Raw genomic sequence first — 25,260 nt, forward strand, 5'->3', positions numbered from 1 at the left:
TCATGAGTGAGCTGTCGAAGGTCCCGGTCACGGTACTCAAGGGCGTTGGCGAAGCCATGGCGGAGAAGCTCGCCAAGGTGGGCCTGGAGAACCTGCAGGACGTGCTGTTCCACCTGCCCTTGCGCTACCAGGACCGCACCCGCGTGGTGCCGATTGGCCAATTGCGCCCAGGCCAGGATGCCGTGATCGAGGGTGTGGTCAGCGGTGCCGATGTGACCATGGGCAAGCGCCGCAGCCTGGTGGTACGCCTGGGTGACGGCACAGGTGTGCTGAGCCTGCGCTTCTATCACTTCAGCAACGCACAGAAAGAAGGCCTTAAACGTGGCACCCATCTGCGCTGCTACGGCGAAGCCCGCCCCGGCGCCTCGGGCCTGGAAATCTACCACCCGGAATACCGCGCGCTGAATGGTGACGAGCCACCGCCGCCGGTCGAGCAGACCCTGACGCCGATCTACCCGTCCACCGAAGGCCTTACCCAGCAACGCCTGCGCCTGTTGTGCCAACAGAGCCTGGGCCTGCTCGGCCCGCGCAGCCTGCCCGACTGGCTGCCTGACGAACTGGCCCGGGACTATCAGCTGGCGCCGCTGGACGATGCCATCCGCTACCTGCACAACCCGCCGGCCGACGCCGACCTCGACGAGCTTGCCGAAGGCCAGCACTGGGCCCAGCACCGCCTGGCCTTCGAAGAGCTGCTGACCCATCAGCTGTCGCAGCAACGCCTGCGCGAAAGCCTGCGCAGCCTGCGCGCGCCGGTGCTACCCAAGGCCACGCGCCTGCAGGCACAGTACCTGGCCAACCTGGGCTTCCAGCCAACCGGCGCGCAACAGCGGGTGGCCAACGAAATTGCCTACGACCTCAGCCAGCACGAGCCGATGATGCGCCTGGTGCAGGGCGATGTGGGGGCCGGCAAGACTGTGGTTGCCGCCCTGGCCGCGTTGCAGGCCCTGGAAGCGGGCTATCAGGTGGCGCTGATGGCACCCACCGAGATCCTCGCCGAACAGCATTACATCACCTTCAAGCGCTGGCTCGAGCCCTTGGGCATCGAAGTGGCCTGGCTGGCCGGCAAGCTCAAGGGCAAGGCACGGGCCGCTTCCCTTGAGCAGATTGCCAACGGTGCGCCGATGGTGGTCGGTACCCATGCGCTGTTCCAGGAAGAGGTGAAGTTCAAGCACTTGGCCCTGGCGATCATCGACGAACAGCACCGTTTTGGCGTGCAGCAACGCCTGGCCCTGCGCAAGAAGGGCGTGGCCGGCGAGCTGTGCCCGCACCAGCTGATCATGACCGCCACGCCTATTCCGCGCACCCTGGCCATGAGCGCCTACGCCGACCTGGATACCTCGGTACTCGACGAACTGCCACCCGGGCGCACGCCGGTCAACACCGTGCTGGTGGCTGACAGCCGCCGCTTCGAAGTGGTCGAGCGGGTTCGCGCTGCCTGCGCCGAGGGGCGTCAGGCTTACTGGGTGTGCACCCTGATCGAAGAGTCCGAAGAGCTGACCTGCCAGGCGGCCGAAAGCACGTACGAAGAGCTCGGCAGCGCCTTGGGCGAATTGCGTGTAGGGCTGATCCACGGCCGCATGAAGCCTGCGGAAAAAGCCGAGATCATGGCGCAGTTCAAAGCCGGTGAATTGCAACTGCTGGTCGCGACTACTGTCATCGAAGTTGGCGTGGACGTACCCAACGCCAGCCTGATGATCATCGAAAACCCCGAGCGCCTGGGCCTGGCCCAGTTGCACCAGCTGCGAGGCCGGGTTGGCCGGGGCAGTGCCGTCAGCCATTGCGTGCTGCTGTACCACCCGCCGCTGTCGCAGATCGGCCGCGAGCGCCTGGGGATCATGCGCGAGACCAACGACGGCTTCATCATCGCCGAAAAAGACCTGGAGCTGCGTGGCCCGGGCGAGATGCTGGGTACTCGGCAGACCGGCCTGCTACAGTTCAAGGTCGCCGACCTGATGCGCGACGCCGACCTGCTGCCAGCCGTGCGCGACGCCGCCCAGGCCCTGATCGCGCGCTGGCCGGAGCACGTCAGCCCGTTGCTCGACCGCTGGCTGCGTCATGGCCAACAATACGGGCAAGTGTGACGCCAGTCCCAGAATGGATCCAGATTTGCTCGCAGGCTGGTTATACTTCGCGTTTAAAAGAATCAGTGGATACGGACCATGACTGAAGTTGCCCTGGACACCGCAACCCCACACGCCCCCTCTGTTATCAGGCAGCTGCTGGATAAGGTTGGCGTCGCCTACCGAGAGGTGGTCGAACACTCGGAGCTGCCGGCCGCCTCGCGGGTGCAGGCAATCCTGCTTGACGATGAGATCGGCGCATTGATGGTGCTGTTCCCGCAGAGCAAGATGCTGGACCTCAACCGGCTGGAAGAACTGACCGGCCGCAAGCTCAAGGCGGTGCCACTGGCGCGCTTGAAACAGATGCTCGACAAGCACCAGCTGAAGAACTTGCCGGGTATTCCGGCACTGACCAGCTCACCTTGCCTCTACGAAGACAAGCTGCTGGCTGCCGAAAAATTGTATATCCAGTCTGGCGAAGCCGGGCTGTTGCTGGAAATCGAGCAGGAAGACTTCAAGCGCATGCTGAAAAAAGCCAGCGCTGGCAGTTTCGGCCAACCGGTCCGGGAAATCCGCCCCAACCTCAACCGCCCCGATGACGATACCCGGGAAATCACCACCGCCGTGCAGGCCTTCACGGCCCGGCGCATCCAGAAGCGCCTGGAAGAAACCATCGAGATCCCTCCACTGGCCGACACCGCGCAAAAGATCATCAAGCTGCGGGTAGACCCCAACGCCAGTATCGATGACATCACCGGCGTGGTCGAAACCGACCCGGCGCTGGCGGCACAGGTGGTGAGCTGGGCGGCATCGCCCTACTACGCTTCGCCGGGCAAGATCCGCTCGGTAGAGGATGCCATCGTGCGCGTGCTGGGCTTCGACCTGGTGATCAACCTGGCCCTGGGCCTGGCGCTGGGCAAGACGTTGAGCCTGCCGAAAGACCACCCGCAACAAGCCACGCCATACTGGCAGCAGTCGATCTACACCGCAGCGATCATCGAAGGCCTGACCCGCGCCATACCTCGGGCAGAACGCCCCGAGGCCGGCCTGACCTACCTGGCCGGGCTGCTGCACAACTTCGGCTACCTGCTGCTGGCGCACGTGTTCCCGCCACACTTCTCGCTGATTTGCCGCCACCTGGAGGTCAACCCGCACCTGAACCACACCTACGTGGAACAGCACCTGCTGGGCATCAGCCGCGAACAGATCGGCGCCTGGCTGATGAAGCTGTGGGACATGCCGGAAGAGCTCTCGACCGCACTGCGCTTCCAGCACGACCCGGCCTACGACGGCGAGTATTCGGCGTTCCCCAACCTGGTGTGCCTGGCCACCCGTTTGCTGCGTTCGCGGGGGATTGGTTCGGGGCCGCTGGAGGAGATTCCTGACGAGCTGCTGGAGCGCCTGGGGATTACCCGGGACAAGGCGGAGGATGTGGTGAACAAGGTGCTCGAGGCCGAGAACCTGTTGCGTGAACTGGCTTCGCAGTTCCACGCACCGCATTAAGCATCAACGCATAACCTGTGGGAGCGGGCAAGCCCGCGAACACCGGCGCAGCCGGTGCCAAGCACCGCGTCGCTTGATTCGCGGGCTCGCCCGCTCCCACAGGTTAAGCACCAGCACCTTTGCTGGTTTTCAGCCCTACTTCTTCTTCGGCTTCAGGTACTTCATCAACCCCTGGAACCACATCACCAACGCCGGATTGCCCTTGATCTGGATGTTCTTGTCCTGAATGCCCTGCATGAACGCCAACTGCTTGTTGCCCGCCTGCATCGTGGCAAAGCCATAGGCTGCGTCCTTGAAGGCAATGGCGAAGGCCGGCTGCGGGTGCGCGCCGCCCTTGCTGCTGATGCGCTCGTTATTGACGATGAAGTGCCGGGCGACATTACCGTCCAGGGTCTGCATCTGGAACACCAGGTCCTTGCCCTTGAGCTGTTGCTGGAACGCCGGATTGTTACGGCTGGCCCTGGCCATCAACAGCCCCATGGCCCAGAGAAGAAAGCGAAACTTCATCAACGCGCCTCGAATAAAAAGTGACTAAGCCGCGCAGTCTATACTTTTCAAGAACTATTTATGCAAGTTCGAAACATTTTGCCTGCACAAAGCACAACGGGCGCCCTGGGGCGCCCGCTTGGCTGACACTGGGGTTGTCAGAAGGCGATCACTTGCCTTTCTTGGCTGGCTTGACCGGGGCGTTGACGCTGTCGCGCAGGTTCTTGCCTGGCTTGAACGCCACGGTATTGCTGGCTTTGATCTTGACCGGCTCACCGGTTTGCGGGTTCTTGCCGGTACGCGCGCCGCGATGACGCTTTTCGAAGGTGCCGAAACCGACCAGGGTCACGGTGTCCTTGTCCAGGGCGCCGGTGATGCTGTCGAGAATCGCGTTCAAAACCTGATTGGCCTTTTCCTTGGTCAGATCGGCCTTATCGGCGATGACGGCGGCGAGTTCTGGTTTGCGCATAGTGAAGCCTCTTTGACGGAATTCTTGTTGTTATGCCGTGCTGCCTTTGGGAGCAGCGCTCAAGGCACCGCAGGCTCTAATCTGCGGCAGACGGAAGTGAGAATGGCACGTGCTCCGGGGCCGCGCCAGTATCTGGGCGGCCATTGTGCGGGCAACAACAGGATAAATCCGACAGAACGCCCTCTATTTAAGCCATTACCGCAGGTAACTGGCGATTCAGCGCCAGCTTCTCCATGACAGCGGCCCCGGTCAGGGCGTAGCCGAGCAACTGGCCGTCAGCGCCATGGCAGAGCACCTTGAGGTCACTGCCCTGCCCCTCCACTTGCCAATGGCCTTCCTGGCCCAAGGGTGGCGGCGAGACCACCAACGGGCAGGCCGGTGTTTTCACGGTGATCGGCATTGGCCCGTAGGCGACCGCGGTCGGCTTGCCGGCCAAGGTTTGCGCCAGCGCCCGGGCACAGCTCATCAGCGGCATCACGTAGAGCAGGTTGATGCCATCGACTTCGGCACAATCGCCGAGGGCGAAGATGTTGGCGTGGGACGTACGCAGCTCGCGGTCCACGCTGACGCCACGGTTGGTCTGCAAGCCGGCTGCGGCAGCCAGGTCGATGCGAGGGCGCAGACCGATGGCCGAAACAACCAGGTCGCAGGCGATGACGCTGCCATCGGACAGGTGTGCCTCCAGGCCGTTGGCTACTTGTTGTACACGGTTCAGCACCGGGCCCAGGTGGAAACGCACACCCAGGCCTTCCAGCCCGGCTTGCACGGCCGCCGCAGCGGCTGGGTGCAGCAGGGTCGGCATCACCTGTTCGCACGGCGCGACCACGTCCACCTGGAAGCCACCCACGCTCATGTCATTGGCAAATTCGCAACCGATAAGACCCGCGCCAAGAATCAGCACGCGTTGTTTGCCAGCGGCGGCGGCACGGAAGCGGGCATAGTCTTCCAGATCGTTGATCGGGAATACCCACTCACCCGCATCGCCTTCAATCGGCACCTGCACGGTCTGGGCGCCCCAGGCCAGCACCAGGTCGCGGTATTCAACGGCCTCTTCGCCGATCCACAGGCGTTTGTGGCCCGGGTCGATGCCGCTGATGCGGGTGTGGGTGCGGATCTCGGCGTTCAACTGCACGGCCATTGCGCCGGGTTCGGCCATGACCAGGCCATCGGCGCCTTTCTGCTTGGCAAAGCCCATGGAGAGCATGGGCTTGGAATAGGAACGACCGTCGTCGGCAGTGATCAGCAGCAGCGGCGTCTGCGCATCGAGTTTGCGAAATTCACGGGCCAGGTTGTAGCCCGCAAGGCCGGTACCGATGATTACCACAGGGGACGTCATGTCGTGCTTTCCTCGATTAGCCGATGGAGATCATTTCAAAGTCGCTTTTGCCGACACCGCAGTCGGGGCACAGCCAGTCTTCAGGCACGTCTTCCCAACGCGTGCCCGGGGCGATGCCGTCGTCTGGCCAGCCTTCGGCTTCGTCGTAGATCAGGCCGCAGACAATACACTGCCACTTTTTCATCAGGTCTTTTCCTCGGTGGAACTCAGGCTTTGTTTTATGGGCCTACGGCCCTGTTATAGGCATTATGCAAGCAGTCGGGGCAATCATGCTAAGCTCGCCGCCTCTCTGGTTGTAACAAGCAGACCGACGTGTCGTACGAATCCCCGCAAGCAGCCGCTGTGGCGTGGCTGCCGTATTCACAGCTGGCGACCGACATCGACCAGCCCACCCTTGACTGGCTGTTCGACGAGGGCTCGCTGACCCGCCGGCTGACCCGCCTGTCCTTTGATCACTTCTCTGTTACCCCGCTGTTCGAGGGCTGGCAGCCGCTGCGCGATGATGAATGCCAGGCGCTGGGCATTGCCACCGGCGCCGAAGGCTGGGTGCGTGAGGTGTACCTGCGCGGCCATGGCCAACCTTGGGTATTCGCCCGCAGCGTCGCCAGCCGCAGCGCCCTGGAGCGCGGCGGGCTGGACCTTGAAACCCTCGGCAGCCGCTCGCTGGGCGAGTTGCTGTTCTGCGACCAGGCGTTCATTCGCCACCCGATTGAAGTGTGCAGTTACCCACAGGCCTGGCTGCCAACCGAGGCCGCTCATGACGCACTGTGGGGGCGCCGCTCGCGCTTCGAGCGTGGCGGCCTGGAGCTGCTGGTGGCAGAAGTGTTCCTGCCGGCACTGTGGCAAGCGGCCAAGGAGGAGAACCGCTGATGTACCTGCAACTGCTCAAGTCGCTCAACCGCCTGCACCCGCGGGCCTGGGACTTCGTCCAGCTCAGCCGCATGGACCGGCCGATCGGTATCTACCTGCTGCTGTGGCCAACCCTGTCGGCGGTGTGGATCGCCGGCAACGGTTCACCGACCCTGGCCAATGTGCTGATCTTCGGCCTTGGCGTGGTGCTGATGCGTGCTGCAGGCTGCTGCATCAACGATTTTGCCGACCGCAAGGTGGACGGCCACGTCAAGCGCACCGCCGACCGGCCCTTGGCCAGTGGCCGGGTCCGGCCGCGCGAGGCACTGGCACTGTTCGCCATCCTGGTCGGGGTCAGCTTCCTGCTGGTGCTATGCACCAATAGCCGCACGGTGTGGCTGTCGTTTGGCGCGGTGGCGTTGGCGTTCTGCTACCCGTTCATGAAGCGCTATACCTATTACCCACAGGTGGTGCTGGGTGCTGCGTATTCCTGGGGCATTCCCATGGCCTTCACGGCGGCGGGTGGCGAACTGCCGGCCAGCGCCTGGCTGCTGTACATCGCCAACTTGCTGTGGACGGTGGGTTACGACACCTATTACGCCATGGTCGACCGTGACGACGACCTGAAGATTGGTGTGAAATCGACCGCGATCCTGTTCGGCGAGGCCGACCGCACCATCATCCTGACCTTGCAGCTGCTGTCACTGGGCTGCCTGCTGTTGGCGGGCAGCCGCTTCGAGCTCGGGGGCTGGTTCCACCTGGGGCTGCTGGGCGCTGCGGCGTGCTTTGCCTGGGAGTACTGGTCGACCCGCAAGCTGGACCGGGAGTCGTGCTTCAAGGCGTTTCTGCACAATCACTGGGCGGGGTTGCTGGTATTTATCGGGGTGGTGCTGGATTACGCGTTAAGCTGAATATTTTGGGGCTGCTTTGCAGCCCTTTCGCGACACAAGGCCGCTCCTACAGGAGTATGCGATCCCCTGTAGGAGCGGCCTTGTGTCGCGATGGGCCGCACAGCGGCCCCGGCAATCTCAGGGCTTGGCGATATGCCAGACGTCCTTCACGCCATCACCGGTCTTGTCCCCGGCCTTCTTGTCCTTGATGAAGGTATATAGCGGCTTGCCGTCGTAAGCCCACTGCATCGAACCGTCATCACGCTTGATCTGCGTCCACTTGCCGTCAGGCTTTTCACCATCCATGACCATCAACGGCGGCCAGTTGGTAGCGCAATCACCATTGCACATCGACTTACCACCCGCATCCTTGTCAAAGGTGTACAACGTCATGCCGGCATGATCGACCCACATGCCGTCCTTCTCCATGGCATGGTGGGCCGACGCCACCCCCGGGAGCGCCAGCGCAGCGAAAAGGGCCATCCAGCTCAGCGTTTGTCGTGTCATTGGATTCACCATTGTTTCGGGGGGAATTAGGTTCGGGTTGCCGCCGCTGCGGCCCTTTCAAGCCTAGTCCAGTCACGGAATGTCGCCAGAACGGCCAACACCCTGTCACACAGCTGCAATAATTCCGTTATCTAATGCGGGCCAAGACACCGAATCCAGGAGAGGTTTTGAGCATGGTTGGCAGAAACATTCTGATCGTCGACGACGAAGCGCCCATTCGCGAGATGATCGCCGTTGCCCTGGAAATGGCCGGCTATGACTGCCTGGAAGCGGAAAACTCCCAACAGGCCCACGCGATCATCGTCGACCGCAAACCGGACCTGATCCTGCTCGACTGGATGCTGCCAGGCACCTCCGGCATCGAGCTGGCCCGCCGCCTCAAGCGCGACGAGCTGACCGGTGACATTCCGATCATCATGCTCACCGCCAAGGGTGAAGAAGACAACAAGATCCAGGGCCTGGAAGTGGGCGCTGACGACTACATCACCAAGCCGTTCTCGCCGCGTGAGCTGGTAGCGCGCCTGAAAGCCGTGCTGCGCCGCACCGGCCCGAGCGACAGCGAAGCCCCGATCGAAGTCGGCGGCCTGCTGCTCGACCCGATCAGCCACCGCGTCACCATCGACGGCAAGCCGGCCGAGATGGGACCCACCGAATACCGCCTGCTGCAGTTCTTCATGACCCACCAGGAGCGCGCCTACACCCGTGGCCAGCTGCTGGACCAGGTGTGGGGTGGCAACGTGTATGTCGAGGAACGCACGGTTGACGTGCACATCCGCCGCCTGCGCAAGGCGCTGGGTGAAGCTTATGAAAATCTGGTACAAACCGTCCGGGGCACTGGCTACCGCTTCTCGACCAAGAGCTGATCGAGTTTAAAAGCGCCACGCTGCACGTTGTTGTACAAGGACCGTCAATTGAACCAGAACTGGCACGCGACCCTGATTCGCCACCTGCTGTTGCTGATTACTGTCTGCCTGATCGGTGGGCTGGTCAGTGGTTACTATGGCTGGAGCCTGGCCATCGGCCTGGCGCTCTACCTGGGTTGGACCCTCAAGCAACTGCTGCGCCTGCACGACTGGCTGCGCAATCATCAACCCGATGAAGCACCGCCCGATGGCTACGGCCTGTGGGGTGAGGTGTTCGACAGCATCTACCACCTGCAACGCCGCGACCAGCGAGTGCGTGGCCGCCTGCAGGCGGTGATCGACCGGGTGCAGGAGTCCACCGCCGCGCTGCGTGACGCCGTGATCATGCTCGACAGCGACGGCAACCTGGAGTGGTGGAACCGTGCCGCCGAAACCCTGCTGGGCTTCAAGACCCCACAGGACGGTGGCCAGCAGGTCACCAACCTGGTGCGCCACCCACGCTTCAAGGAGTACTTCGAAGCGGAGAACTACCTCGAGCCGCTGGAAATTCCCTCGCCGATCAACGACCGCATGCGTGTGCAACTGCACATCACCCGTTATGGCAACAACGAGCACTTGATGCTGGTGCGCGATGTCACGCGCATCCACCAGCTGGAGCAGATGCGCAAGGACTTCGTCGCCAACGTCTCGCACGAGCTGCGTACGCCGCTTACCGTGATCACCGGCTACCTGGAAACCCTGCTGGATAACGTCGAAGACGTGAACCCGCGCTGGAAGCGCGCGTTGCAGCAGATGAGCCAGCAAGGCTCGCGCATGCAGACGCTGCTCAACGACCTGCTGCTGCTGGCCAAGCTGGAAGCCACCGACTACCCGTCGGATAACCAGCCGGTGGCAGTCGATGCCTTGCTCACCGCCATCAAGAACGACGCCCAGGCGCTGTCCGGGCCACGCAACCAGCGCATCACGCTGGAAGCGGCGCCTGGCGTGAAGCTGAAGGGTAGCGAGTCTGAACTGCGCAGTGCCTTTTCCAACCTGGTGTTCAACGCGGTCAAGTACACCCAGGACGAAGGCAACATCCGTATCCGCTGGTGGGCAGATGCCCAGGGTGCACACTTGTCGGTACAGGACTCGGGGGTGGGCATCGACGCCAAGCACTTGCCGCGCCTGACCGAACGCTTCTACCGCGTTGATTCCAGCCGGGCGTCGAATACCGGCGGGACCGGGCTGGGGCTGGCGATCGTCAAGCATGTGCTGATGCGTCACCGCGGCAAGCTGGAAATCAGCAGTGTGCCGGGGCATGGCAGTACCTTTACCTGTCATTTTTTGCCGGCACAATTGGCCAACGGCAAGGCTTGAGGGCCTCGGGGCTGCTTTGCAGCCCATCGCGACACAAGGCCGCTCCTACAAGGGATCGCGCATCCCTTTGGGGACCAAAGAATTCGCTGCCCTTTGCTTTTGCGGCCCCAGCCGCTACATTGGATCCCCTGTGCCAGCAAAAGCTGGCACTTTTTTTCTCCTTATCTCAAAGACGGACCCCGTAAAAACTCCATCATGGACCCTTCCCCTGGTATCAGCCTCACCTCGTTATTCGCCGACTTCGGCATGATCATCTTTGCCTTGCTGCTGGTGCTGCTCAACGGCTTCTTCGTTGCCGCCGAGTTCGCCATGGTCAAGCTGCGCGCCACCCGCGTAGAGTCCATTGCCGAACAGCATGGCTGGCGCGGCAATATCCTGCGCAAGGTACACAACCAGCTCGACGCCTACCTGTCGGCCTGCCAGCTGGGTATCACCCTCGCCTCCCTGGGCCTGGGCTGGGTTGGCGAACCGGCGTTTGCCCACCTGCTGGAGCCGCTGCTCGCCTACTTTGGCGTCGACTCGCCCGAGCTGATCAAGGCCATCTCGTTCTTCATCGCCTTCTTCGTCATCTCCTACCTGCACATCGTGGTCGGTGAGCTGGCACCCAAATCCTGGGCCATCCGCAAACCCGAGCTGCTGTCGCTGTGGACGGCAGTACCGCTGTACCTGTTCTACTGGGCGATGTACCCGGCCATCTACCTGCTCAATGCCAGCGCCAACACCATCCTGCGCATAGCCGGCCAGGGCGAGCCAGGCCCGCACCACGAGCACCACTACAGCCGTGAGGAACTCAAGCTGATCCTGCACTCCAGCCGTGGCCAGGACCCAAGCGACCAAGGCATGCGCGTGCTGGCGTCGGCCGTGGAAATGGGCGAGCTGGAAGTGGTCGACTGGGCCAACTCGCGTGAGGACATGGTCAGCATCGACGCCCATGCACCGCTGAAGCAGATCCTGGCCCTGGTGCGCCGCCACAAGTTCAGCCGCTACCCGGTGTATGACGCAGAGCGTGAAGAATTCACCGGTTTGCTGCACATCAAGGACCTGCTGCTGGAGCTGGCCGAGCTGGAGCACTTGCCCGAGACCATCGACCTGGACGACCTCGCCCGGCCGCTGGAGCGCGTATCGCGGCACATGCCGCTGTCGCAACTGTTGGAGCAGTTCCGCAAAGGGGGTGCGCACTTCGTGCTGGTGGAAGAGGCCGACGGCAAGGTAATCGGCTACCTGACCATGGAAGACGTGCTGGAAGTGCTGGTGGGCGATATCCAGGACGAGCACCGCAAGACCGAGCGCGGCATCCTCGCCTACCAGCCGGGCAAACTGCTGGTACGCGGTGATACGCCGCTGTTCAAGGTTGAGCGCCTGCTGGGCATCGACCTCGACCACATCGAGGCAGAAACCCTGGCAGGGTTGGTCTACGAGACACTCAAGCGCGTACCTGAAGAAGAGGAAGTGCTGGAGGTCGAAGGGCTGCGCATCATCATCAAGAAGATGAAAGGGCCGAAGATCGTGCTGGCCAAGGTGCTGAAGCTGGATTGAGGGCCATGGGGCTGCTGTGCAGCCCATCGCGACACAAGGCCGCTCCTACAGGAAGGCGCAATTCCTGTGTAGGAGCGGCCTTGTGTCGCGAAAGGGCCGCAGAGCGGCCCCAAAAATCTCAAGGGTTTCCCGCAGTAAAATCCGGCAACCCGCTGATCGGCTTGTCGAACCGGTAAGGTATCGACTCCAGCGCCAACCCCACATTGCGCTGTACCACAAAATGAAGGTGCGGCCCGGTGCTGTTGCCGGTATTGCCCGACTTGGCCAGCACCTGCCCCTGGCGCACCCGCTGCCCCTCCGCTACCACCACCGAACCGCGCATCAGGTGCAGGTACACGCCCATGGTGCCATCGGGGTGCAGAATCCTGACAAAGTTGCCCGAAGGGTTGGGCGCCCGCCCGCTCTGGCTGTTCTCTGTCTTCACCACCACGCCCTCGCGCGCAGCAATGATGGTGGTGCCTTCGGGCATGGCGATATCCATGGCGTAGCGCCCTTTGGGCCCGAAGTGGCTGACCCGCCCGTTAGGCCCCTGGGTGACGCGAAACGGCCCACCAACCCAAGGGAACGCATAACGGAAGCCTTGGGGGCGCATACCCGGGTCACCCATGGCCTGCAGCAAGGTCGAACGGTAATTCAGCAGCAGCCCCGGCCGCCCCCGGAGCACGCTGAGCATTTGCGTGGTACGCGGCGGCAGCAACCTACGCACGATACGCGGGGCATCGCCGCCTTGTGCGTTCACCAGGTTGTCCAATCGCAACTCGACTTCAACGGGTACATGCAGCTCGTTGCGTGCCGAAAAACTCACGCCACCATCGAAGACCTTGGCGTTCAGCAGCACCTGGCCCTCCAACGTTTCGACCATAGGGTCGCGCAGCACCAAGGGCTTGGCGCCAGGGCCTGGCCGGTCGGAATAGGAGACCACACCGTAATCGTCGGTGATCTTGTAGAGGGTCACACCCAGGCTCGACGCCGAGACCATGAGCAATGCACAGAACAGCAGCAGGCGCGTGGGCATGATAGTGGCTTTTTGACAGTTTTGATTTGTCGAAGCCTAGCAGCGGGTTCTGTGGTGGGTATTGCAGTTGGTCGGATGGTGCAGGAGCAGCCCTGTGCTACCCCTGCAAAGCCGTCAGGCGCCTGGGGTGAAGTGCTTCTGCGCTGTCCCGCGGGCAATCAGCCGCGACAGGTAATCGAGCTTCTGGGCATCCTGATCGACGAACTTGAAGGTCAACTGCAGCCAGTCGCTGTCAGGTTTGGGCTCCAATGCGGCGACGGCATGCAGGTAACCGTTCAAACGCGCGACTTCGGCGCTCTCACCTTGTTCCAGGTCCAGCACAGCCCCTTCCAGCACCTGCGGCAACGCCGCGCTGCGGCGCACTACCAGCAGGGCTTCTTTCAGGCTCAGCGCCTTGATTACGCAAGGTTGCGTGCCGCTGGCCAGGCGCAACTGGCCTTGACCACGGCCGGTCGGTGCAGGCGCTGGCGGTGTGGGTGCGCTGACCAATGGCTTGGCCGCAGCGGGCACTGGTGCCGGTGCCGCCACCTTGGCCGCCTCTGGCTTGCCACCTGTCAGCGCACTGAGCGAATCGTTGGCGAATGCCGAGTTGACCCGCGCCGGGCCGATGGCCGTCAGGCTCTCGAGCTTGCCGATCTTGGCCAGTGCCTTTTTCACCTTGGTCAGCAGCTGCTCGTTGGTGAACGGCTTGCCGACAAAGTCGGAAACGCCCGCCTGTATCGCCTGGATGACGTTTTCCTTGTCGCCACGGCTGGTCACCATGATGAACTGCAGGTTTTTCAGCGCAGGCTGCTGACGGCACCAGGTGAGCAGTTCCAACCCAGACATTTCCGGCATTTCCCAGTCGCACAGGACCAGGTCGAATGCTTCCTTGTCCAGCATCGCCATGGCCTTGCGACCGTTGACGGCGTCGTCGATGGCCATGCCCGGGAAGGCATTGCGCAGGCACTTGCGGACCAGGTCACGGATAAACGGGGCGTCATCCACGACCAGCACATTCACTTTACTCATCGATACTCCTTTTGATCCCGACTAGCCTACTGCCAAATAGTGGCCACTTGCTACAACCTGGTCACGCCGGGACTTCTTCGCATCGTTCGCGGGTGCCTGCCGGCTCCTCGACCGCAAACGAAAACGCCCGGCCTAGGCCGGGCGTGGATGCTCGGGAGCAACCTTATTTATCGTCAGATTCGCCCGGAACATTAGCCTTTTCGGCGTCGGCGACAGCGGTACCCTGCACCTCTGCCGTCATGCGCTTGAGGCCCATGTGGCGCACATCGGTACCGCGAACCAGGTAGATCACCAGCTCGGAGATGTTGCGTGCGTGGTCACCGATACGCTCCAGCGAGCGCAGCACCCAGATCACGCTCAGTACCCGCGAGATCGAGCGCGGGTCTTCCATCATGTAAGTCACCAGCTCGCGCAGGGCGGTCTTGTACTCGCGGTCGATGGTCTTGTCGTACTGGGCCACCGACAATGCCAGGTCGGCGTCGAAGCGGGCAAAGGCGTCCAGCGCATCGCGAACCATGTTGCGTACCTGGTCGCCAATGTGGCGCACCTCGACGTAGCCGCGCGGCGACTCGCCTTCTTCGCACAACTGGATGGCGCGGCGGGCAATCTTGGTGGCCTCGTCGCCGATGCGCTCCAGGTCGATTACCGACTTGGAAATGCTGATGATCAGGCGCAGGTCGGAGGCTGCCGGCTGGCGACGGGCGAGGATGCGCAGGCATTCCTCGTCGATGTTGCGCTCCATCTGGTTGATCTGCTCGTCGACTTCGCGCACTTGCTGGGCCAGGCCCGAGTCGGCCTCGATCAGCGCGGTGACCGCATCGTTGACCTGCTTCTCCACCAGGCCACCCATGGCCAGCAGGTGGCTGCGTACCTCTTCGAGCTCGGCGTTGAACTGCTGGGAAATGTGGTGGGTAAGGCTTTCTTTGTTGATCATCGTTCGCTCCGCGAAGAAGCTGCAAGCTTCAAATTGTTCGTGTCATTCCCTGCTTTCGGCGTCGCCTGCTTCGCGGGCATGCCCGCTCCCACATGGGGCGGGGACAGCCTGAAGACTGTGGCTGTTAACCGTAGCGACCGGTGATGTAGTCTTCGGTCTGCTTCTTGGCCGGGTTGGTGAACAGGGTGTCGGTATCCCCGAATTCGACCAGTTTGCCCATGTACATGAACGCGGTGTAGTCCGAAACACGGGCCGCCTGTTGCATGTTGTGGGTCACGATGACGATGGTGTACTTGGATTTCAATTCGTAGATCAGTTCTTCGACCTTCAGGGTCGAGATCGGGTCCAGTGCCGAGCACGGTTCATCGAGCAGCAGCACTTCCGGCTCGACGGCGATGGTGCGGGCAATGACCAGACGCTGCTGCTGGCCACCGGACAAGCCCAGCGCCGATTCGTGCAGGCGGTCCTTGACCTCGTCCCACAGTGCCGCACCCTTCAGCGCCCACTCCACCGCTTCGTCCAGCACGCGCTTCTTGTTGATGCCCTGGATACGCAGGCCGTAGACCACGTTCTCGTAAATGGTCTTGGGGAACGGGTTGGGCTTCTGGAACACCATGCCCACACGGCGGCGCAGCTCGGCCACGTCTTCGCCCTTGCGGTAGATGTTGTTGCCGTACAGGTTGATGGCGCCTTCTACGCGGCAGCCGTCAACCAGGTCGTTCATGCGGTTGAAGGTGCGCAGCAAGGTCGACTTGCCACAGCCGGACGGGCCGATGAAGGCGGTCACGCGCTGCTTGGGAATGTTCATGCTGACGTCGAACAGCGCTTGTTTGTCGCCGTAGAACAGGCTCAGGCCCGGCACTTCGATGGCCACGGTTTCTTCGGCCAGTTGCAGGCTCTGCTTGTTGCGACCCAAGGCAGACATGTCGATGCCGTGGGTATGGGAATCTTGCTGCATGGTCAACTCCATACGCTATCAATTCGTTTCAAAGGGCCGCACGGCTCACCGGCGGCACGCTTGCAATCAGGCTCAGCTGTCCAGCGCCTTGTACTTCTCGCGCAGGTGGTTACGGATCCACACCGCCGACAGGTTGAGGGCAGCAATCACCAGCACCAGCAACAGCGCGGTCGCGTACACCAGCGGCCGTGCGGCTTCGACGTTCGGGCTCTGGAAGCCGACGTCATAGATGTGGAAGCCCAGGTGCATGATCTTCTGGTCCAGGTGCAGGTACGGGTAGTTGCCGTCCACCGGCAGCGACGGCGCCAGCTTCACTACACCCACCAGCATCAGCGGCGCCACTTCACCGGCGGCACGGGCCACGGCGAGGATCATGCCGGTCATCATGGCCGGGCTGGCCATGGGCAAGACGATCTTCCACAGCGTCTCGGCCTTGGTTGCGCCCAGGGCCAGCGAGCCCTCGCGCACGGTACGCGGAATGCGCGCCAGGCCTTCTTCGGTGGCCACGATCACCACCGGTACGGCCAGCAGCGCCAGGGTCAGCGATGCCCACAGCAGGCCCGGGGTACCCAACGTCGGCGCCGGCAATGCTTCGGGGAAGAACAGGCGGTCGATCGAGCCACCCAGCACGTAGACGAAGAAGCCCAGGCCGAACACGCCGTAGACGATCGCGGGCACGCCGGCCAGGTTGTTCACCGCAATGCGGATCAGGCGTGTGACCGGGCCTTGCCTGGCGTACTCACGCAGGTAGACAGCCGCCAGCACGCCGAACGGGGTGACGATCACGGCCATGATCAGGGTCATCATCACGGTGCCGAAGATGGCCGGGAAAATACCCCCTTCGGTGTTGGCTTCACGTGGGTCGTCGCTGAGGAACTCCCAGACCTTGGCAAAGTAGGTGCCCAACTTGGTGAAGCCGGACATGCCGTTCGGCTGGATGGCGTGCACCACCTTGCTCAGGTTGATTTCCACTTCACGGCCATTGCCATCGCGGGCCACCAGGCTGTCGCGGGCGAAGGCCTGGTGCAGGCCGCTCAAACGGTCTTCGATGGCCTTGTAACGGCTGTTCAATTCGGCGCGGTCGGCGTCCATGTCGGCCTGGGCGGCGGCGTCCAGCTTGCCGTCCAGCTCCAGCTTGCGGGCCTGCAGACGCAGGCGCTCAAGGCCATGGTTGATGGCACCGATGTCTTTCTTCTCCAGCTGCTGCAACTCACCGTTGAGCTGGTTGGCACGCTTGAGGCGGGCTTGCAGTTCGTGCCAGGCAGCCTGGCCTTCGGCAACCACGCGGCCTTCTTCCTTGACGCTGACCAGGTAACCGTAGAAGTTGCCCCACTCGCGGCGCTCCAGGGCAATCAGCTCGGCCGGGCGTTTTTCGTCAACCAGCCAGTCACCGACCACCCAGGTGAAGTCGCTGCCGTTGAGGTCGCGGTTACCGACCTTGATAAGCTCGCGGGTCATGAACTCCGGGCCTTGGTCCGGTACCGGCAGGCCGGCGCCTTTCAGGCGGGCTCGGGGTACTTCTTCCTTTTGCACCACTTCGCCAATGACAACGTGGTCAGCCTGGCCCGGCACCTTGTAGGTGGCCTGCACCAGATCAGCCGGCCAGAAGTGGCCCAGGCCGCGCACAGCAATCACTGCCAGCAAGCCGACGGTCATGATCACCGCCATGGCCACCGCACCGCCGCTCATCCAGACGCCTGGGGCACCGCTCTTGAACCAGCCTTTGAGGGAATCCTTTTTCACGGATCGCTACCTTTCTATCAAAGCGACGAGTATTTCTTGCGCAGACGCTGGCGAATCAGCTCGGCCAAGGTGTTCATCACGAACGTGAACATCAGCAGCACCAGGGCGGCCAGGAACAGCACGCGATAGTGGCTGCCGCCGACTTCCGATTCCGGCATTTCCACGGCCACGTTGGCGGCCAGGGTGCGCATGCCCTCGAACAGGTTCATCTCCATCACCGGGGTGTTGCCGGTGGCCATCAGCACGATCATCGTTTCGCCCACCGCACGGCCCATGCCGATCATCAGCGCCGAGAAGATACCCGGGCTGGCGGTGAGGATGACCACGCGGGTCAGGGTCTGCCAGGGCGTCGCCCCCAGGGCCAGGGAGCCCAGGGTCAGGCTGCGTGGCACGCTGAACACGGCGTCTTCGGCAATGGAGTAGATGTTCGGGATAACCGCGAAGCCCATGGCGATACCGACGACAAGGGCGTTGCGCTGATCGTAGGTGATACCAAGGTCATTGGTGATCCACAGGCGCATGTCACCGCCGAAGAACCAGCTTTCCAGGTGCGGGCTCATGGTCAGGGCAAACCAGCCGGTGAACAGGATGACCGGGATCAGGATCGCCGCTTCCCAGCCATCCGGCACCCGCAGGCGGATCGACTCTGGCAGGCGCGTCCAGGTGAAACCGGCCAGCAGGATGCCGAACGGCATCAGCAGGAACAGGCTGAACACACCCGGCAGGTGGCCTTCCAGGTACGGGGCCAGGAACAGGCCGGCGAAGAAGCCGAGGATCACCGTCGGCATGGCCTCCATCAGCTCGATCACCGGCTTGACCTTGCGGCGCATGCCCGGGGCCATGAAGTAGGCGGTGTAGATGGCGGCGGCAATGGCCAGCGGGGCGGCCAGGATCATCGCGTAGAACGCGGCCTTCAAGGTACCGAAGGTGAGCGGCGACAGGCTCAGCTTGGGCTCGAAGTCAGTGTTCGAGGCGGTCGATTGCCAGACGTATTTCGGCTCGTCGTAGTTCTCGTACCACACCTTGCCCCACAGCGCGCTGAAGGAGATTTCCGGGTGCGGGTTGCGCAGGCTCAGCGGCAGCAGCTTGCCACCTTGTTCAATGATGATGCGGTTGGCGCGTGGCGACAGGGCCAGGATGCCTGGGCCTTCGGCAGCCGGCTCGACCAGCAGGGTACGGTGCGCGGTGCTGTGGAATACGCCCAACTTGCCTTCGGCGTCCAGCGCGATAAAGCCTTTGCGGCGCTCTTCGGCGTCGATCTGCACGATAGGCGCCTTGCCCATCTGGAAAGTACGAATTTGCTTGAAGCGCGATTCGCCATCCGGATCGCGGGCCATGAACCATTGGGCCAGGCCGCCCTTGGAGTCACCGATGATCAGCGAGATGCCACCGACCAACTGGCCAGTGGCGGTCACTTCGGTGTCGGCACTTTCGGACAGTTTATAGCGGCCATTGAGGCTCTTGTCGCGCAGGCTGAACACATCGGCCGTGGCGCGGCCGTTGATCACGTACAGCCATTGCTGACGCGGGTCGATGAAGATGTTCTTCACTACCTCGGTCATCTGCGGCAGGACGATGCGGTTCTGCTCGGTGGTGACCTCTTCGGTCATCATGTTTTCGCTGCGGGTCAGCTCCAGCACCTGCAGTTGCGCGCCGGTGGAGCCGGCCAGTACCAACGTGTCGCCATTGACGTTGACGCTGACGTGATCCAGCGCACGGCCTTGTTCGTCGAGCACGAACGGCTGCTCGCCATACGGGTAGTCGATGTTGGGGGTGATGGTCTTCTTGTTGTCCGGGTAGGTGATCTTGTAGGTGTGGTGGAACACCAGCGCCTGGCCATTGGACAAGCCCAGCACCACCAGCGGACTGCCCGGCTGATCAGCACTGATCGACGTGACCTGGGTGCCTGCCGGCACGGGCAGGTCGACACGTTTGAGCTCGTTACCGGTCTTGGTATCGAAGAACAATGCCTGGCCCTTGTCCGAAACCCGCATGCCCACCAGGTTCTGCTCTTCAAGCGCGATCATCAGCGGCTTGCCGGCATCCTGCTGCAGCCAGGTCGGCGCCAGGGCCTGCTTGCTGGTCAGGTGGGCACCCTGGAACAGTGGCAGCACCACATAGGCCAGGTAGAAGAAGATCAGGGTGATGGCCGCCAATACGGCAAGCCCGCCCACCAGTACATACCAGCGGGTCAGGCGGTCCTTGAGCGCACGCATGCGGCGCTTGCGTTGCAACTCGGGCGTATTGAAATCAATGCGCACGGGCTGGGAGTTTTGGGTCATGTTGGAATTGGCCAGATCATTCATGCGCACACCCTAGCGGTCCCGTGTGACAAAAACATTACAAAGTGGTGACGCGCGAAAGCCCGCCGCACAGGATACCTGGCTTCGGACTTGGAATTCGTGGAAGAGGCCGGGCAGTGGCACCGGCCTCTTCTTCAGTTACTTACTTCTTTGCAACGTTACCGGCGTGCGACAGACCCAGGTCAGCCAGGGTCTTGTCGACGACTTTGGCCGGCAGCGGGATGTAGCCATCCTTCACCACGACCTGCTGGCCAGCTTGCGACAGCACCAGCTTGACGAACTCGGCTTCCAGCGGGGCCAGAGGCTTGTTCGGGGCCTTGTTGACGTACACGTACAGGAAGCGCGACAGCGGGTAGCTGCCGTTCAGGGCGTTGGCTTCGTTGTCTTCAACGAACTCGCCGCCTTCTTTCTTGGCCAGGGCTACGGTCTTGACGCTTGCGGTCTTGTAACCGATGCCCGAGTAGCCGATGCCGTTCAGCGAAGAGCTGATCGACTGCACGACCGAAGCCGAGCCAGGCTGTTCGTTGACGTTAGGCTTGAAGTCGCCTTTGCACAGGGCTTCTTCCTTGAAGTAGCCGTAGGTGCCCGATACCGAGTTGCGGCCGAACAGCTGGATTGGCTTGTTGGCCAGGTCGCCGGTCACACCCACGTCGCCCCAGGTCTTGATCTCGGCCTTGCCACCGCACAGGCGAGTGGAGGAGAAGATGGCGTCAACCTGAGCCATGGTCAGGCCTTTGATCGGGTTGTCCTTGTGCACGAACACAGCCAGGGCGTCGACAGCGACCGGGATGGCAGTCGGCTTGTAGCCGTACTTCTGCTCGAAGGCCTGCAGCTCGACGTCTTTCATCTTGCGGCTCATCGGGCCGAGGTTGGCGGTGCCTTCGGTCAGCGCGGGTGGCGCGGTGGAGGAGCCGGCAGCCTGAATCTGGATGTTTACGTTCGGATATTCCTTCTTGTAGGCCTCGGCCCACAGCGTCATCAGGTTCGCCAGGGTGTCGGAACCTACGCTGGAGAGGTTGCCCGATACACCGGTGGTCTTGGTGTAGGTCGGGATCGACGGATCGACGGCGGCTACCGCGTTGGCGGTTGCAACGCCCGCGGCGGCGAAGGTAAGGGCCGCCATCAAACGCTTCAGTTTCATGCCTTGCTCCTAGCAGGAATATTGGGGTGTTGGATGGAACGGGCCCAAGTATCGGTAGGCCGCATGAACACGATATGACTTGAATGTGACAATTGGATGAAAGGCCATCACTGCAAGCAGGTCTGGCCTCTTCGCGGCTAAAGCCGCTCCCACAGAGACTTGCACAGACCTCAAACCCAGCGCCGCACCTGTGGGAGCGGCTTTAGCCGCGAAGGGGCCAGCAGCCCCGGCGCAGATCAGCGCTTGTTGGCGAGCAGGTACAGCCCCACAGCCAGACCAACAGCACACAGCCCCGCCACATAATAGGCAGGCGCCATCGGGCTCACTTTCAGCAGCGCGGTCACCACCATCGGCGTCAAACCGCCGAAGATCGCGTAGGCCACGTTGTAGGAGAACGACAGCCCACTGAAACGCACCACCGCCGGGAACGCCTTGACCATCACATAAGGCACCGCACCGATCACACCCACGCACAGGCCGGTCACGGCATACAGCGGGAACAGCAGCTCAGGGTGGGTCGGCAAGCTGTGATAGAAGGTCCAGGAACTGGCCAGCAGCAGCAGGCTGCCGATCACGAACACCCGGCCCGCACCAAAGCGGTCGGCCAGGCTGCCAGCCCCGATGCAGCCGAAGCTGAGCAGTACGATGGCCATGCTGTTGGCCTTGAGCGAGTCGATCGGGCTGATGTGGTAGAAGCTCTGCAGCAGCGCGGGAGTCATCAGGATGACCACGACGATGCCGGCCGACAGCATCCAGGTCAGCAGCATCGACAGGATGATCGGGCCACGGTGGTCACGCAGCACGGCGCGCAATGGCAGCTCTTCGGCCAGCGCCTTGCGCTGCTGCATCTCGGCGAACACCGGGGTTTCGTGCAGCCAGCGGCGCAGGTACACCGAGAACAGCCCGAACACACCGCCAAGCAGGAACGGGATCCGCCAGGCGTAATCAGCCACTTCTTCGGCGCTGTACACGCTGTTGATGAGGGTCGCCACCAGCGAGCCCAGCAGAATGCCCGCCGTCAGCCCCGCGGTCAGGGTGCCGCAGGCGTAGCCGGTATTGCGCGCCGGCACGTGTTCGGACACGAACACCCAGGCGCCCGGGACCTCGCCTCCGATTGCCGCGCCCTGTATCACGCGCATCAGCAGCAGCAGGATCGGCGCCCACATGCCGATCTGGGCATAAGTGGGCAGCAGGCCCATGATCAGGGTTGGCAGGGCCATCATGAAGATGCTCAAGGTGAACATCTTCTTGCGCCCCAACAGGTCGCCGAAGTGGGCCATGACGATGCCGCCCAACGGCCGCGCCAGGTAGCCGGCGGCGAAAATGCCGAAGGTTTGCATCAGGCGCAGCCACTCAGGCATGTCGGCCGGGAAGAACAGCTTGCCGACCACCGTGGCGAAGAACACGAAGATGATGAAGTCGTAGAACTCCAGCGCGCCGCCCAGGGCGGACAGTGAGAGGGTCTTGTAGTCACTGCGGGTCAGCGGCCGCGAGGGCTGCTCGATACTGCTGGGCACGGAAGTCATCGCTCGTTGTTCTCTTTGTAGGGCATGCAGGCCGCTTGGCACGCGGCTTCTGGATTAGGGGACAGGCGAAGATAGCAAATTGCCGAGCTGCGCCGAAAGCGATACAAAATCCATACAGATATTCATGAATGCGCGGTCGTCGCTGGCCGTTATGCTCTATATACTGGCAGTTCGTAGGAAAAGGTTGCTGCTCGCGTGGGATGTTGTGCGAAAACGCCGGTCTTTATGTCAGACGGTTTCGCAGAGTTTCCCTACGGCCGTCCAGTGAAACGAAATCGGCGTAGTATGTTTCCAGCTGAATCGTTTACCCGGCCTTTGCGCCACACCAACGAAAAGCGTCACGGGTCAGAGGCCCCATCGCATGATTGAGCTCGAACAAGAAGATCCCATCCCGCAAGGCGACTTGGCCCTGCAAATTACTGCACTCCCACGCGAGACCAACGGGTTTGGCGACATCTTTGGCGGCTGGCTGGTCGCCCAGATGGACCTGGCCGGCACCGCGATGGCCAGCCGTGTCGCCGGCGGCCGCGTGGCAACCGTGGCCATTGATCGCATGGCCTTCCTGGTACCGGTAGCGGTGGGCGCGCAATTGTCGTTCTACACCCAGACCCTGGAAATCGGCCGCAGCTCGATCCGGATGATGGTCGAAGTGTGGAGCGACGATCCGCTTTCCAGCGAATGGCGCAAGGTCACCGAGGCGGTATTCGTCTTCGTCGCCATCGACGGCAGTGGCCGCACCCGCTCTGTGCCTCGTCGCTGAGCAACGCCAGCGGTAAACTCATTGCATGTGCCCGGGTCCAAGGCCCACTGGCTATCAATGAGATGAATGCAATGGCTACCTACCAGGTCGTAACCGAGAAACATGGCGAACTGAACTGCTGGCGAATCAGCAGCGACCGCGCCGAACTCCTGATCGCCCAGCAGGGCGCGCAGATCCTCAGCTACCAGCGGGTGGGCGAGCCACCGCTGCTGTGGCTGAGCGACCAGGCCATCTTCCGCAAGGGCAAGTCGGTACGTGCCGGGGTACCGGTGTGCTGGCCGTGGTTCGGCAACTTGCAGCGCAACCCCCAGGCCGTGCAGGCCATGTACCACGGCGAGCAGGCCCCTGCCCATGGTCTGGCGCGCTCGCGAGACTGGCAGTTGCTGGGTATCGAAGAAGCAGGCGACGGCCTGCGCATTGAATTCGAACTGCCTGAAGCACAAGGCGACCTGCCCGACTGGCCCCATGACGTCGAGCTGAAGCTCATGGTGCATCTGGGAGAAGAACTGGTACTTAAGCTGACCAGCCGCAACATGGGTAATACCCCGGTGACCATCAGCCAGGCCCTGCACAGCTACTTTGCAGTCAGCGATGTACGCCAGGCGCGGGTCGAAGGGGTCGAGGGGCTGGGCTATATCGAAACCCTTGCTGACTGGGAACAGCGCCAGCAGCAGGGGGCGCTTGAATTTGCCGGGGAGACTGACCGGATCTACCTCGACACCCCGCAAACCCTGAGCATTGTCGACCCGCATTGGGGGCGGCGGATTACCTTGACCAGCAGCGGGTCACGCTCGGCGGTGATCTGGAACCCCTGGACCGAGCGGGCCAAGGAGCTGGCGGACATGGCCGATGACGGGTGGCAGCGGATGCTGTGCATCGAGACGGCGAATGTGTGGGATGACCTGGTGGTATTGAAGCCTGGGGGCAGTCATTCGCTGGGCGTAGCGGTGACTAGCGAAGCGGTTTGAGCTGAGGCCCTTGGGGCCGCTGCGCGGCCCATCGCGACACAAGGCCGCTCCTACAGGCGATCGCGTTCCCTTGTAGGAGCGGCCTTGTGTCGCGATGGGCTGCAAAGCAGCCCCTTTTCAAGGCGATCAGAGGTCGGCGTCTTCCACCACCCTCACCTTCCCTGCATCCAAGGCATAGGCCGCATCGGCCAGGTCATTGCTGACCTTTTCCACCTTCAGCGTGCCGCTGACCCACAGCGGCGTGTAGATGTCATCGATCTTGAGGCCTTTCGGGTAGCGCACCAACACCAGCTGGTTCGGCGGCGGTGGCGGTACGTGGATGCACGCGCCCGGGTACGGTACCAGGAAGAACAGCGTGCTGTTGCCCTTGGCATCGCTTTCCAGCGGCACCGGGTAGCCGCCCAGGCGGATGTCCTTGCCGTTCATGGCCGCCACGGTCTTGGTGGAGTACATCACCGCCGGCAAGCCCTTGCTCTGCTTCAAGCCGCCCTTGTCGGTAAAGGTGCCCATGGCTTCCGGCGAGTTGTGGTCGATTTCAGGCATTTGCTCGAGCGCCTTCTGGTCCGACTTGGGCATCAGCTCCAGCCAGTCGGTTTCGGGCAGTTCGGCATGGGCCAGGGCGCTGGCCAACAGCAGGGGAACAAGGAAAAAGGCACGCATGGAAATGCTCGGCAACTCGGATGAATTGCCGGGCATTCTAACCACTATTCAGCGTTTCTTGATGAATCCGTAGATCACCAGAAGGACCACGGCACCGACCAGCGCGCCAAAGAAGCCCGCCGCCTGTCCGGCCTGATAAATACCCAGTGCCTGGCCGCCATAGGTGGCCAGCAGGGAGCCGGCAATACCCAGCAGGATGGTCATGATCCAGCCCATGCTGTCGTCACCCGGCTTGATGAAGCGGGCCAGCAAGCCGACGATGAGGCCGATGAAGATGGTTCCAATGATGCCCATGGCAATCCCTCTGCAGTTCGAAGATGGAACAAGCCAAAGCCTAGACAGCGCTCAGGCTTGTTGCCATTTTCAGAGGGCAAGCCGGTGGCAGA

The 25,260-nt window shown here is 62.4% G+C and carries 24 protein-coding genes; 9 read left to right on the forward strand and 15 right to left on the reverse strand.

Annotated features, from left to right (window positions below):
* The first annotated feature begins 2 nt into the window (after window positions 1-2).
* Both recG and ACQKPZ_RS20030 read left to right on the forward strand, forming a co-directional pair.
* Entirely contained in the window at window positions 3-2,081 is a 2,079-nt protein-coding gene (gene recG, locus ACQKPZ_RS20025; protein ID WP_427541386.1) for an ATP-dependent DNA helicase RecG, read from the forward strand.
* A gap of 78 nt (window positions 2,082-2,159) precedes the next feature.
* A complete protein-coding gene (locus tag ACQKPZ_RS20030; protein ID WP_427541389.1) occupies window positions 2,160-3,563 on the forward strand; it encodes an HDOD domain-containing protein in 1,404 nt (467 codons plus the stop codon).
* Window positions 3,564-3,698: 135 nt separating this feature from the next.
* On the opposite strand, the gene ACQKPZ_RS20035 is transcribed toward ACQKPZ_RS20030, so the two are convergent.
* The 4 genes from ACQKPZ_RS20035 to ACQKPZ_RS20050 all read right to left on the reverse strand — a co-directional run bounded on the left by ACQKPZ_RS20035 (window position 3,699) and on the right by ACQKPZ_RS20050 (window position 6,038).
* Complete coding sequence (locus ACQKPZ_RS20035; protein ID WP_391131365.1) at window positions 3,699-4,070, reverse strand: helicase; 372 nt, start codon at window positions 4,068-4,070, stop codon at window positions 3,699-3,701.
* A gap of 148 nt (window positions 4,071-4,218) precedes the next feature.
* Complete coding sequence (locus ACQKPZ_RS20040; protein WP_016712717.1) at window positions 4,219-4,518, reverse strand: HU family DNA-binding protein; 300 nt, start codon at window positions 4,516-4,518, stop codon at window positions 4,219-4,221.
* A gap of 187 nt (window positions 4,519-4,705) precedes the next feature.
* Window positions 4,706-5,854 (reverse strand): NAD(P)/FAD-dependent oxidoreductase, encoded by a 1,149-nt coding sequence (locus ACQKPZ_RS20045; protein ID WP_427541392.1) that lies wholly within the window; start codon window positions 5,852-5,854, stop codon window positions 4,706-4,708.
* Window positions 5,855-5,870: 16 nt separating this feature from the next.
* Window positions 5,871-6,038 (reverse strand): rubredoxin, encoded by a 168-nt coding sequence (locus ACQKPZ_RS20050; protein WP_003253349.1) that lies wholly within the window; start codon window positions 6,036-6,038, stop codon window positions 5,871-5,873.
* 128 nt (window positions 6,039-6,166) lie between these two features.
* Between ACQKPZ_RS20050 and ACQKPZ_RS20055 the strand changes: the two genes are divergently transcribed.
* On the forward strand, window positions 6,167-6,724 hold the full coding sequence (locus ACQKPZ_RS20055) for a chorismate--pyruvate lyase family protein (RefSeq protein WP_427541395.1): 558 nt from the start codon (window positions 6,167-6,169) through the stop codon (window positions 6,722-6,724).
* Window positions 6,724-7,614: a 4-hydroxybenzoate octaprenyltransferase gene (ubiA, locus tag ACQKPZ_RS20060; RefSeq protein WP_427541398.1), complete on the forward strand. Its 891-nt coding sequence runs from the start codon at window positions 6,724-6,726 to the stop codon at window positions 7,612-7,614. The genes ACQKPZ_RS20055 and ubiA overlap by 1 nt, the downstream gene beginning before the upstream one ends.
* A 117-nt stretch (window positions 7,615-7,731) precedes the next feature.
* On the opposite strand, the gene ACQKPZ_RS20065 is transcribed toward ubiA, so the two are convergent.
* Window positions 7,732-8,100, reverse strand: coding sequence for a COG4315 family predicted lipoprotein (locus tag ACQKPZ_RS20065; RefSeq protein ID WP_427541401.1), 369 nt, complete (start codon window positions 8,098-8,100; stop codon window positions 7,732-7,734).
* Window positions 8,101-8,273: 173 nt separating this feature from the next.
* Here ACQKPZ_RS20065 and phoB point away from each other — a divergent pair, with 173 nt between their 5' ends.
* From phoB to ACQKPZ_RS20080, 3 genes are all read left to right on the forward strand, one after another.
* Window positions 8,274-8,963, forward strand: a complete 690-nt coding sequence (phoB, locus tag ACQKPZ_RS20070; protein ID WP_003253341.1) for a phosphate regulon transcriptional regulator PhoB — start codon at window positions 8,274-8,276, stop codon at window positions 8,961-8,963.
* Between the two features lie 48 nt (window positions 8,964-9,011).
* A complete protein-coding gene (gene phoR / locus ACQKPZ_RS20075) occupies window positions 9,012-10,319 on the forward strand; it encodes a phosphate regulon sensor histidine kinase PhoR (RefSeq protein ID WP_427541404.1) in 1,308 nt (435 codons plus the stop codon).
* Window positions 10,320-10,514: 195 nt separating this feature from the next.
* On the forward strand, window positions 10,515-11,855 hold the full coding sequence (locus ACQKPZ_RS20080; protein WP_391131352.1) for a hemolysin family protein: 1,341 nt from the start codon (window positions 10,515-10,517) through the stop codon (window positions 11,853-11,855).
* A gap of 118 nt (window positions 11,856-11,973) precedes the next feature.
* Here ACQKPZ_RS20080 and ACQKPZ_RS20085 read toward each other — a convergent pair whose 3' ends face one another.
* The 8 genes from ACQKPZ_RS20085 to ACQKPZ_RS20120 all read right to left on the reverse strand — a co-directional run bounded on the left by ACQKPZ_RS20085 (window position 11,974) and on the right by ACQKPZ_RS20120 (window position 22,486).
* The gene (locus ACQKPZ_RS20085; RefSeq protein WP_391131350.1) at window positions 11,974-12,870 is read right to left on the reverse strand and encodes a peptidoglycan DD-metalloendopeptidase family protein; all 897 of its coding nucleotides are present in this window, start codon (window positions 12,868-12,870) and stop codon (window positions 11,974-11,976) included.
* A gap of 114 nt (window positions 12,871-12,984) precedes the next feature.
* The gene (locus tag ACQKPZ_RS20090) at window positions 12,985-13,881 is read right to left on the reverse strand and encodes a response regulator (RefSeq protein ID WP_427541407.1); all 897 of its coding nucleotides are present in this window, start codon (window positions 13,879-13,881) and stop codon (window positions 12,985-12,987) included.
* Between the two features lie 163 nt (window positions 13,882-14,044).
* Window positions 14,045-14,815 (reverse strand): phosphate signaling complex protein PhoU, encoded by a 771-nt coding sequence (phoU, locus tag ACQKPZ_RS20095; RefSeq protein WP_391131346.1) that lies wholly within the window; start codon window positions 14,813-14,815, stop codon window positions 14,045-14,047.
* Window positions 14,816-14,939: 124 nt separating this feature from the next.
* Window positions 14,940-15,773 (reverse strand): phosphate ABC transporter ATP-binding protein PstB, encoded by an 834-nt coding sequence (gene pstB, locus ACQKPZ_RS20100; protein ID WP_086976581.1) that lies wholly within the window; start codon window positions 15,771-15,773, stop codon window positions 14,940-14,942.
* 72 nt (window positions 15,774-15,845) lie between these two features.
* Window positions 15,846-17,462 (reverse strand): phosphate ABC transporter permease PstA, encoded by a 1,617-nt coding sequence (gene pstA / locus ACQKPZ_RS20105; RefSeq protein WP_427541451.1) that lies wholly within the window; start codon window positions 17,460-17,462, stop codon window positions 15,846-15,848.
* A 71-nt stretch (window positions 17,463-17,533) separates the two neighbouring features.
* Complete coding sequence (locus ACQKPZ_RS20110) at window positions 17,534-19,822, reverse strand: ABC transporter permease subunit (protein WP_427541410.1); 2,289 nt, start codon at window positions 19,820-19,822, stop codon at window positions 17,534-17,536.
* 139 nt (window positions 19,823-19,961) lie between these two features.
* On the reverse strand, window positions 19,962-20,960 hold the full coding sequence (locus tag ACQKPZ_RS20115) for a phosphate ABC transporter substrate-binding protein PstS (RefSeq protein ID WP_400737806.1): 999 nt from the start codon (window positions 20,958-20,960) through the stop codon (window positions 19,962-19,964).
* A 236-nt stretch (window positions 20,961-21,196) separates the two neighbouring features.
* Window positions 21,197-22,486, reverse strand: a complete 1,290-nt coding sequence (locus ACQKPZ_RS20120; RefSeq protein WP_427541413.1) for an MFS transporter — start codon at window positions 22,484-22,486, stop codon at window positions 21,197-21,199.
* A 361-nt stretch (window positions 22,487-22,847) separates the two neighbouring features.
* On the opposite strand from ACQKPZ_RS20120, the gene ACQKPZ_RS20125 reads away from it, so the two are divergent.
* Both ACQKPZ_RS20125 and ACQKPZ_RS20130 read left to right on the forward strand, forming a co-directional pair.
* Window positions 22,848-23,246, forward strand: a complete 399-nt coding sequence (locus tag ACQKPZ_RS20125) for an acyl-CoA thioesterase (RefSeq protein ID WP_016712731.1) — start codon at window positions 22,848-22,850, stop codon at window positions 23,244-23,246.
* 71 nt (window positions 23,247-23,317) lie between these two features.
* On the forward strand, window positions 23,318-24,214 hold the full coding sequence (locus ACQKPZ_RS20130; RefSeq protein WP_427541416.1) for a D-hexose-6-phosphate mutarotase: 897 nt from the start codon (window positions 23,318-23,320) through the stop codon (window positions 24,212-24,214).
* A gap of 126 nt (window positions 24,215-24,340) precedes the next feature.
* Here ACQKPZ_RS20130 and ACQKPZ_RS20135 read toward each other — a convergent pair whose 3' ends face one another.
* Both ACQKPZ_RS20135 and ACQKPZ_RS20140 read right to left on the reverse strand, forming a co-directional pair.
* Window positions 24,341-24,874, reverse strand: a complete 534-nt coding sequence (locus ACQKPZ_RS20135; protein WP_161751323.1) for a DUF3299 domain-containing protein — start codon at window positions 24,872-24,874, stop codon at window positions 24,341-24,343.
* Between the two features lie 48 nt (window positions 24,875-24,922).
* Window positions 24,923-25,168 carry a GlsB/YeaQ/YmgE family stress response membrane protein gene (locus ACQKPZ_RS20140; protein ID WP_010955824.1) on the reverse strand — a complete coding sequence of 82 codons (246 nt, stop codon included), beginning with the start codon at window positions 25,166-25,168 and terminating at the stop codon, window positions 24,923-24,925.
* Between the last annotated feature and the right edge of the window lie 92 nt (window positions 25,169-25,260).

Origin of the sequence: Pseudomonas sp. NPDC089547 (assembly GCF_050280665.1) — a bacterium.
GTDB lineage: Bacteria > Pseudomonadota > Gammaproteobacteria > Pseudomonadales > Pseudomonadaceae > Aquipseudomonas.

What these genes read in the sequence shown, in the direction of transcription:
- recG (WP_427541386.1), top strand. Translation starts at nt 3, where the DNA reads ATGAGTGAGCTGTCGAAGGTCCCGGTCACGGTACTCAAGGGCGTTGGC.
- ACQKPZ_RS20030 (WP_427541389.1), top strand. Translation starts at nt 2,160, where the DNA reads ATGACTGAAGTTGCCCTGGACACCGCAACCCCACACGCCCCCTCTGTT.
- ACQKPZ_RS20035 (WP_391131365.1), bottom strand. Translation starts at nt 4,070, where the DNA reads ATGAAGTTTCGCTTTCTTCTCTGGGCCATGGGGCTGTTGATGGCCAGG.
- ACQKPZ_RS20040 (WP_016712717.1), bottom strand. Translation starts at nt 4,518, where the DNA reads ATGCGCAAACCAGAACTCGCCGCCGTCATCGCCGATAAGGCCGATCTG.
- ACQKPZ_RS20045 (WP_427541392.1), bottom strand. Translation starts at nt 5,854, where the DNA reads ATGACGTCCCCTGTGGTAATCATCGGTACCGGCCTTGCGGGCTACAAC.
- ACQKPZ_RS20050 (WP_003253349.1), bottom strand. Translation starts at nt 6,038, where the DNA reads ATGAAAAAGTGGCAGTGTATTGTCTGCGGCCTGATCTACGACGAAGCC.
- ubiA (WP_427541398.1), top strand. Translation starts at nt 6,724, where the DNA reads ATGTACCTGCAACTGCTCAAGTCGCTCAACCGCCTGCACCCGCGGGCC.
- ACQKPZ_RS20065 (WP_427541401.1), bottom strand. Translation starts at nt 8,100, where the DNA reads ATGACACGACAAACGCTGAGCTGGATGGCCCTTTTCGCTGCGCTGGCG.
- phoB (WP_003253341.1), top strand. Translation starts at nt 8,274, where the DNA reads ATGGTTGGCAGAAACATTCTGATCGTCGACGACGAAGCGCCCATTCGC.
- ACQKPZ_RS20080 (WP_391131352.1), top strand. Translation starts at nt 10,515, where the DNA reads ATGGACCCTTCCCCTGGTATCAGCCTCACCTCGTTATTCGCCGACTTC.
- ACQKPZ_RS20085 (WP_391131350.1), bottom strand. Translation starts at nt 12,870, where the DNA reads ATGCCCACGCGCCTGCTGCTGTTCTGTGCATTGCTCATGGTCTCGGCG.
- ACQKPZ_RS20090 (WP_427541407.1), bottom strand. Translation starts at nt 13,881, where the DNA reads ATGAGTAAAGTGAATGTGCTGGTCGTGGATGACGCCCCGTTTATCCGT.
- phoU (WP_391131346.1), bottom strand. Translation starts at nt 14,815, where the DNA reads ATGATCAACAAAGAAAGCCTTACCCACCACATTTCCCAGCAGTTCAAC.
- pstB (WP_086976581.1), bottom strand. Translation starts at nt 15,773, where the DNA reads ATGCAGCAAGATTCCCATACCCACGGCATCGACATGTCTGCCTTGGGT.
- pstA (WP_427541451.1), bottom strand. Translation starts at nt 17,462, where the DNA reads ATGAGCGGCGGTGCGGTGGCCATGGCGGTGATCATGACCGTCGGCTTG.
- ACQKPZ_RS20110 (WP_427541410.1), bottom strand. Translation starts at nt 19,822, where the DNA reads ATGAATGATCTGGCCAATTCCAACATGACCCAAAACTCCCAGCCCGTG.
- ACQKPZ_RS20115 (WP_400737806.1), bottom strand. Translation starts at nt 20,960, where the DNA reads ATGAAACTGAAGCGTTTGATGGCGGCCCTTACCTTCGCCGCCGCGGGC.
- ACQKPZ_RS20120 (WP_427541413.1), bottom strand. Translation starts at nt 22,486, where the DNA reads ATGACTTCCGTGCCCAGCAGTATCGAGCAGCCCTCGCGGCCGCTGACC.
- ACQKPZ_RS20125 (WP_016712731.1), top strand. Translation starts at nt 22,848, where the DNA reads ATGATTGAGCTCGAACAAGAAGATCCCATCCCGCAAGGCGACTTGGCC.
- ACQKPZ_RS20130 (WP_427541416.1), top strand. Translation starts at nt 23,318, where the DNA reads ATGGCTACCTACCAGGTCGTAACCGAGAAACATGGCGAACTGAACTGC.
- ACQKPZ_RS20135 (WP_161751323.1), bottom strand. Translation starts at nt 24,874, where the DNA reads ATGCGTGCCTTTTTCCTTGTTCCCCTGCTGTTGGCCAGCGCCCTGGCC.
- ACQKPZ_RS20140 (WP_010955824.1), bottom strand. Translation starts at nt 25,168, where the DNA reads ATGGGCATCATTGGAACCATCTTCATCGGCCTCATCGTCGGCTTGCTG.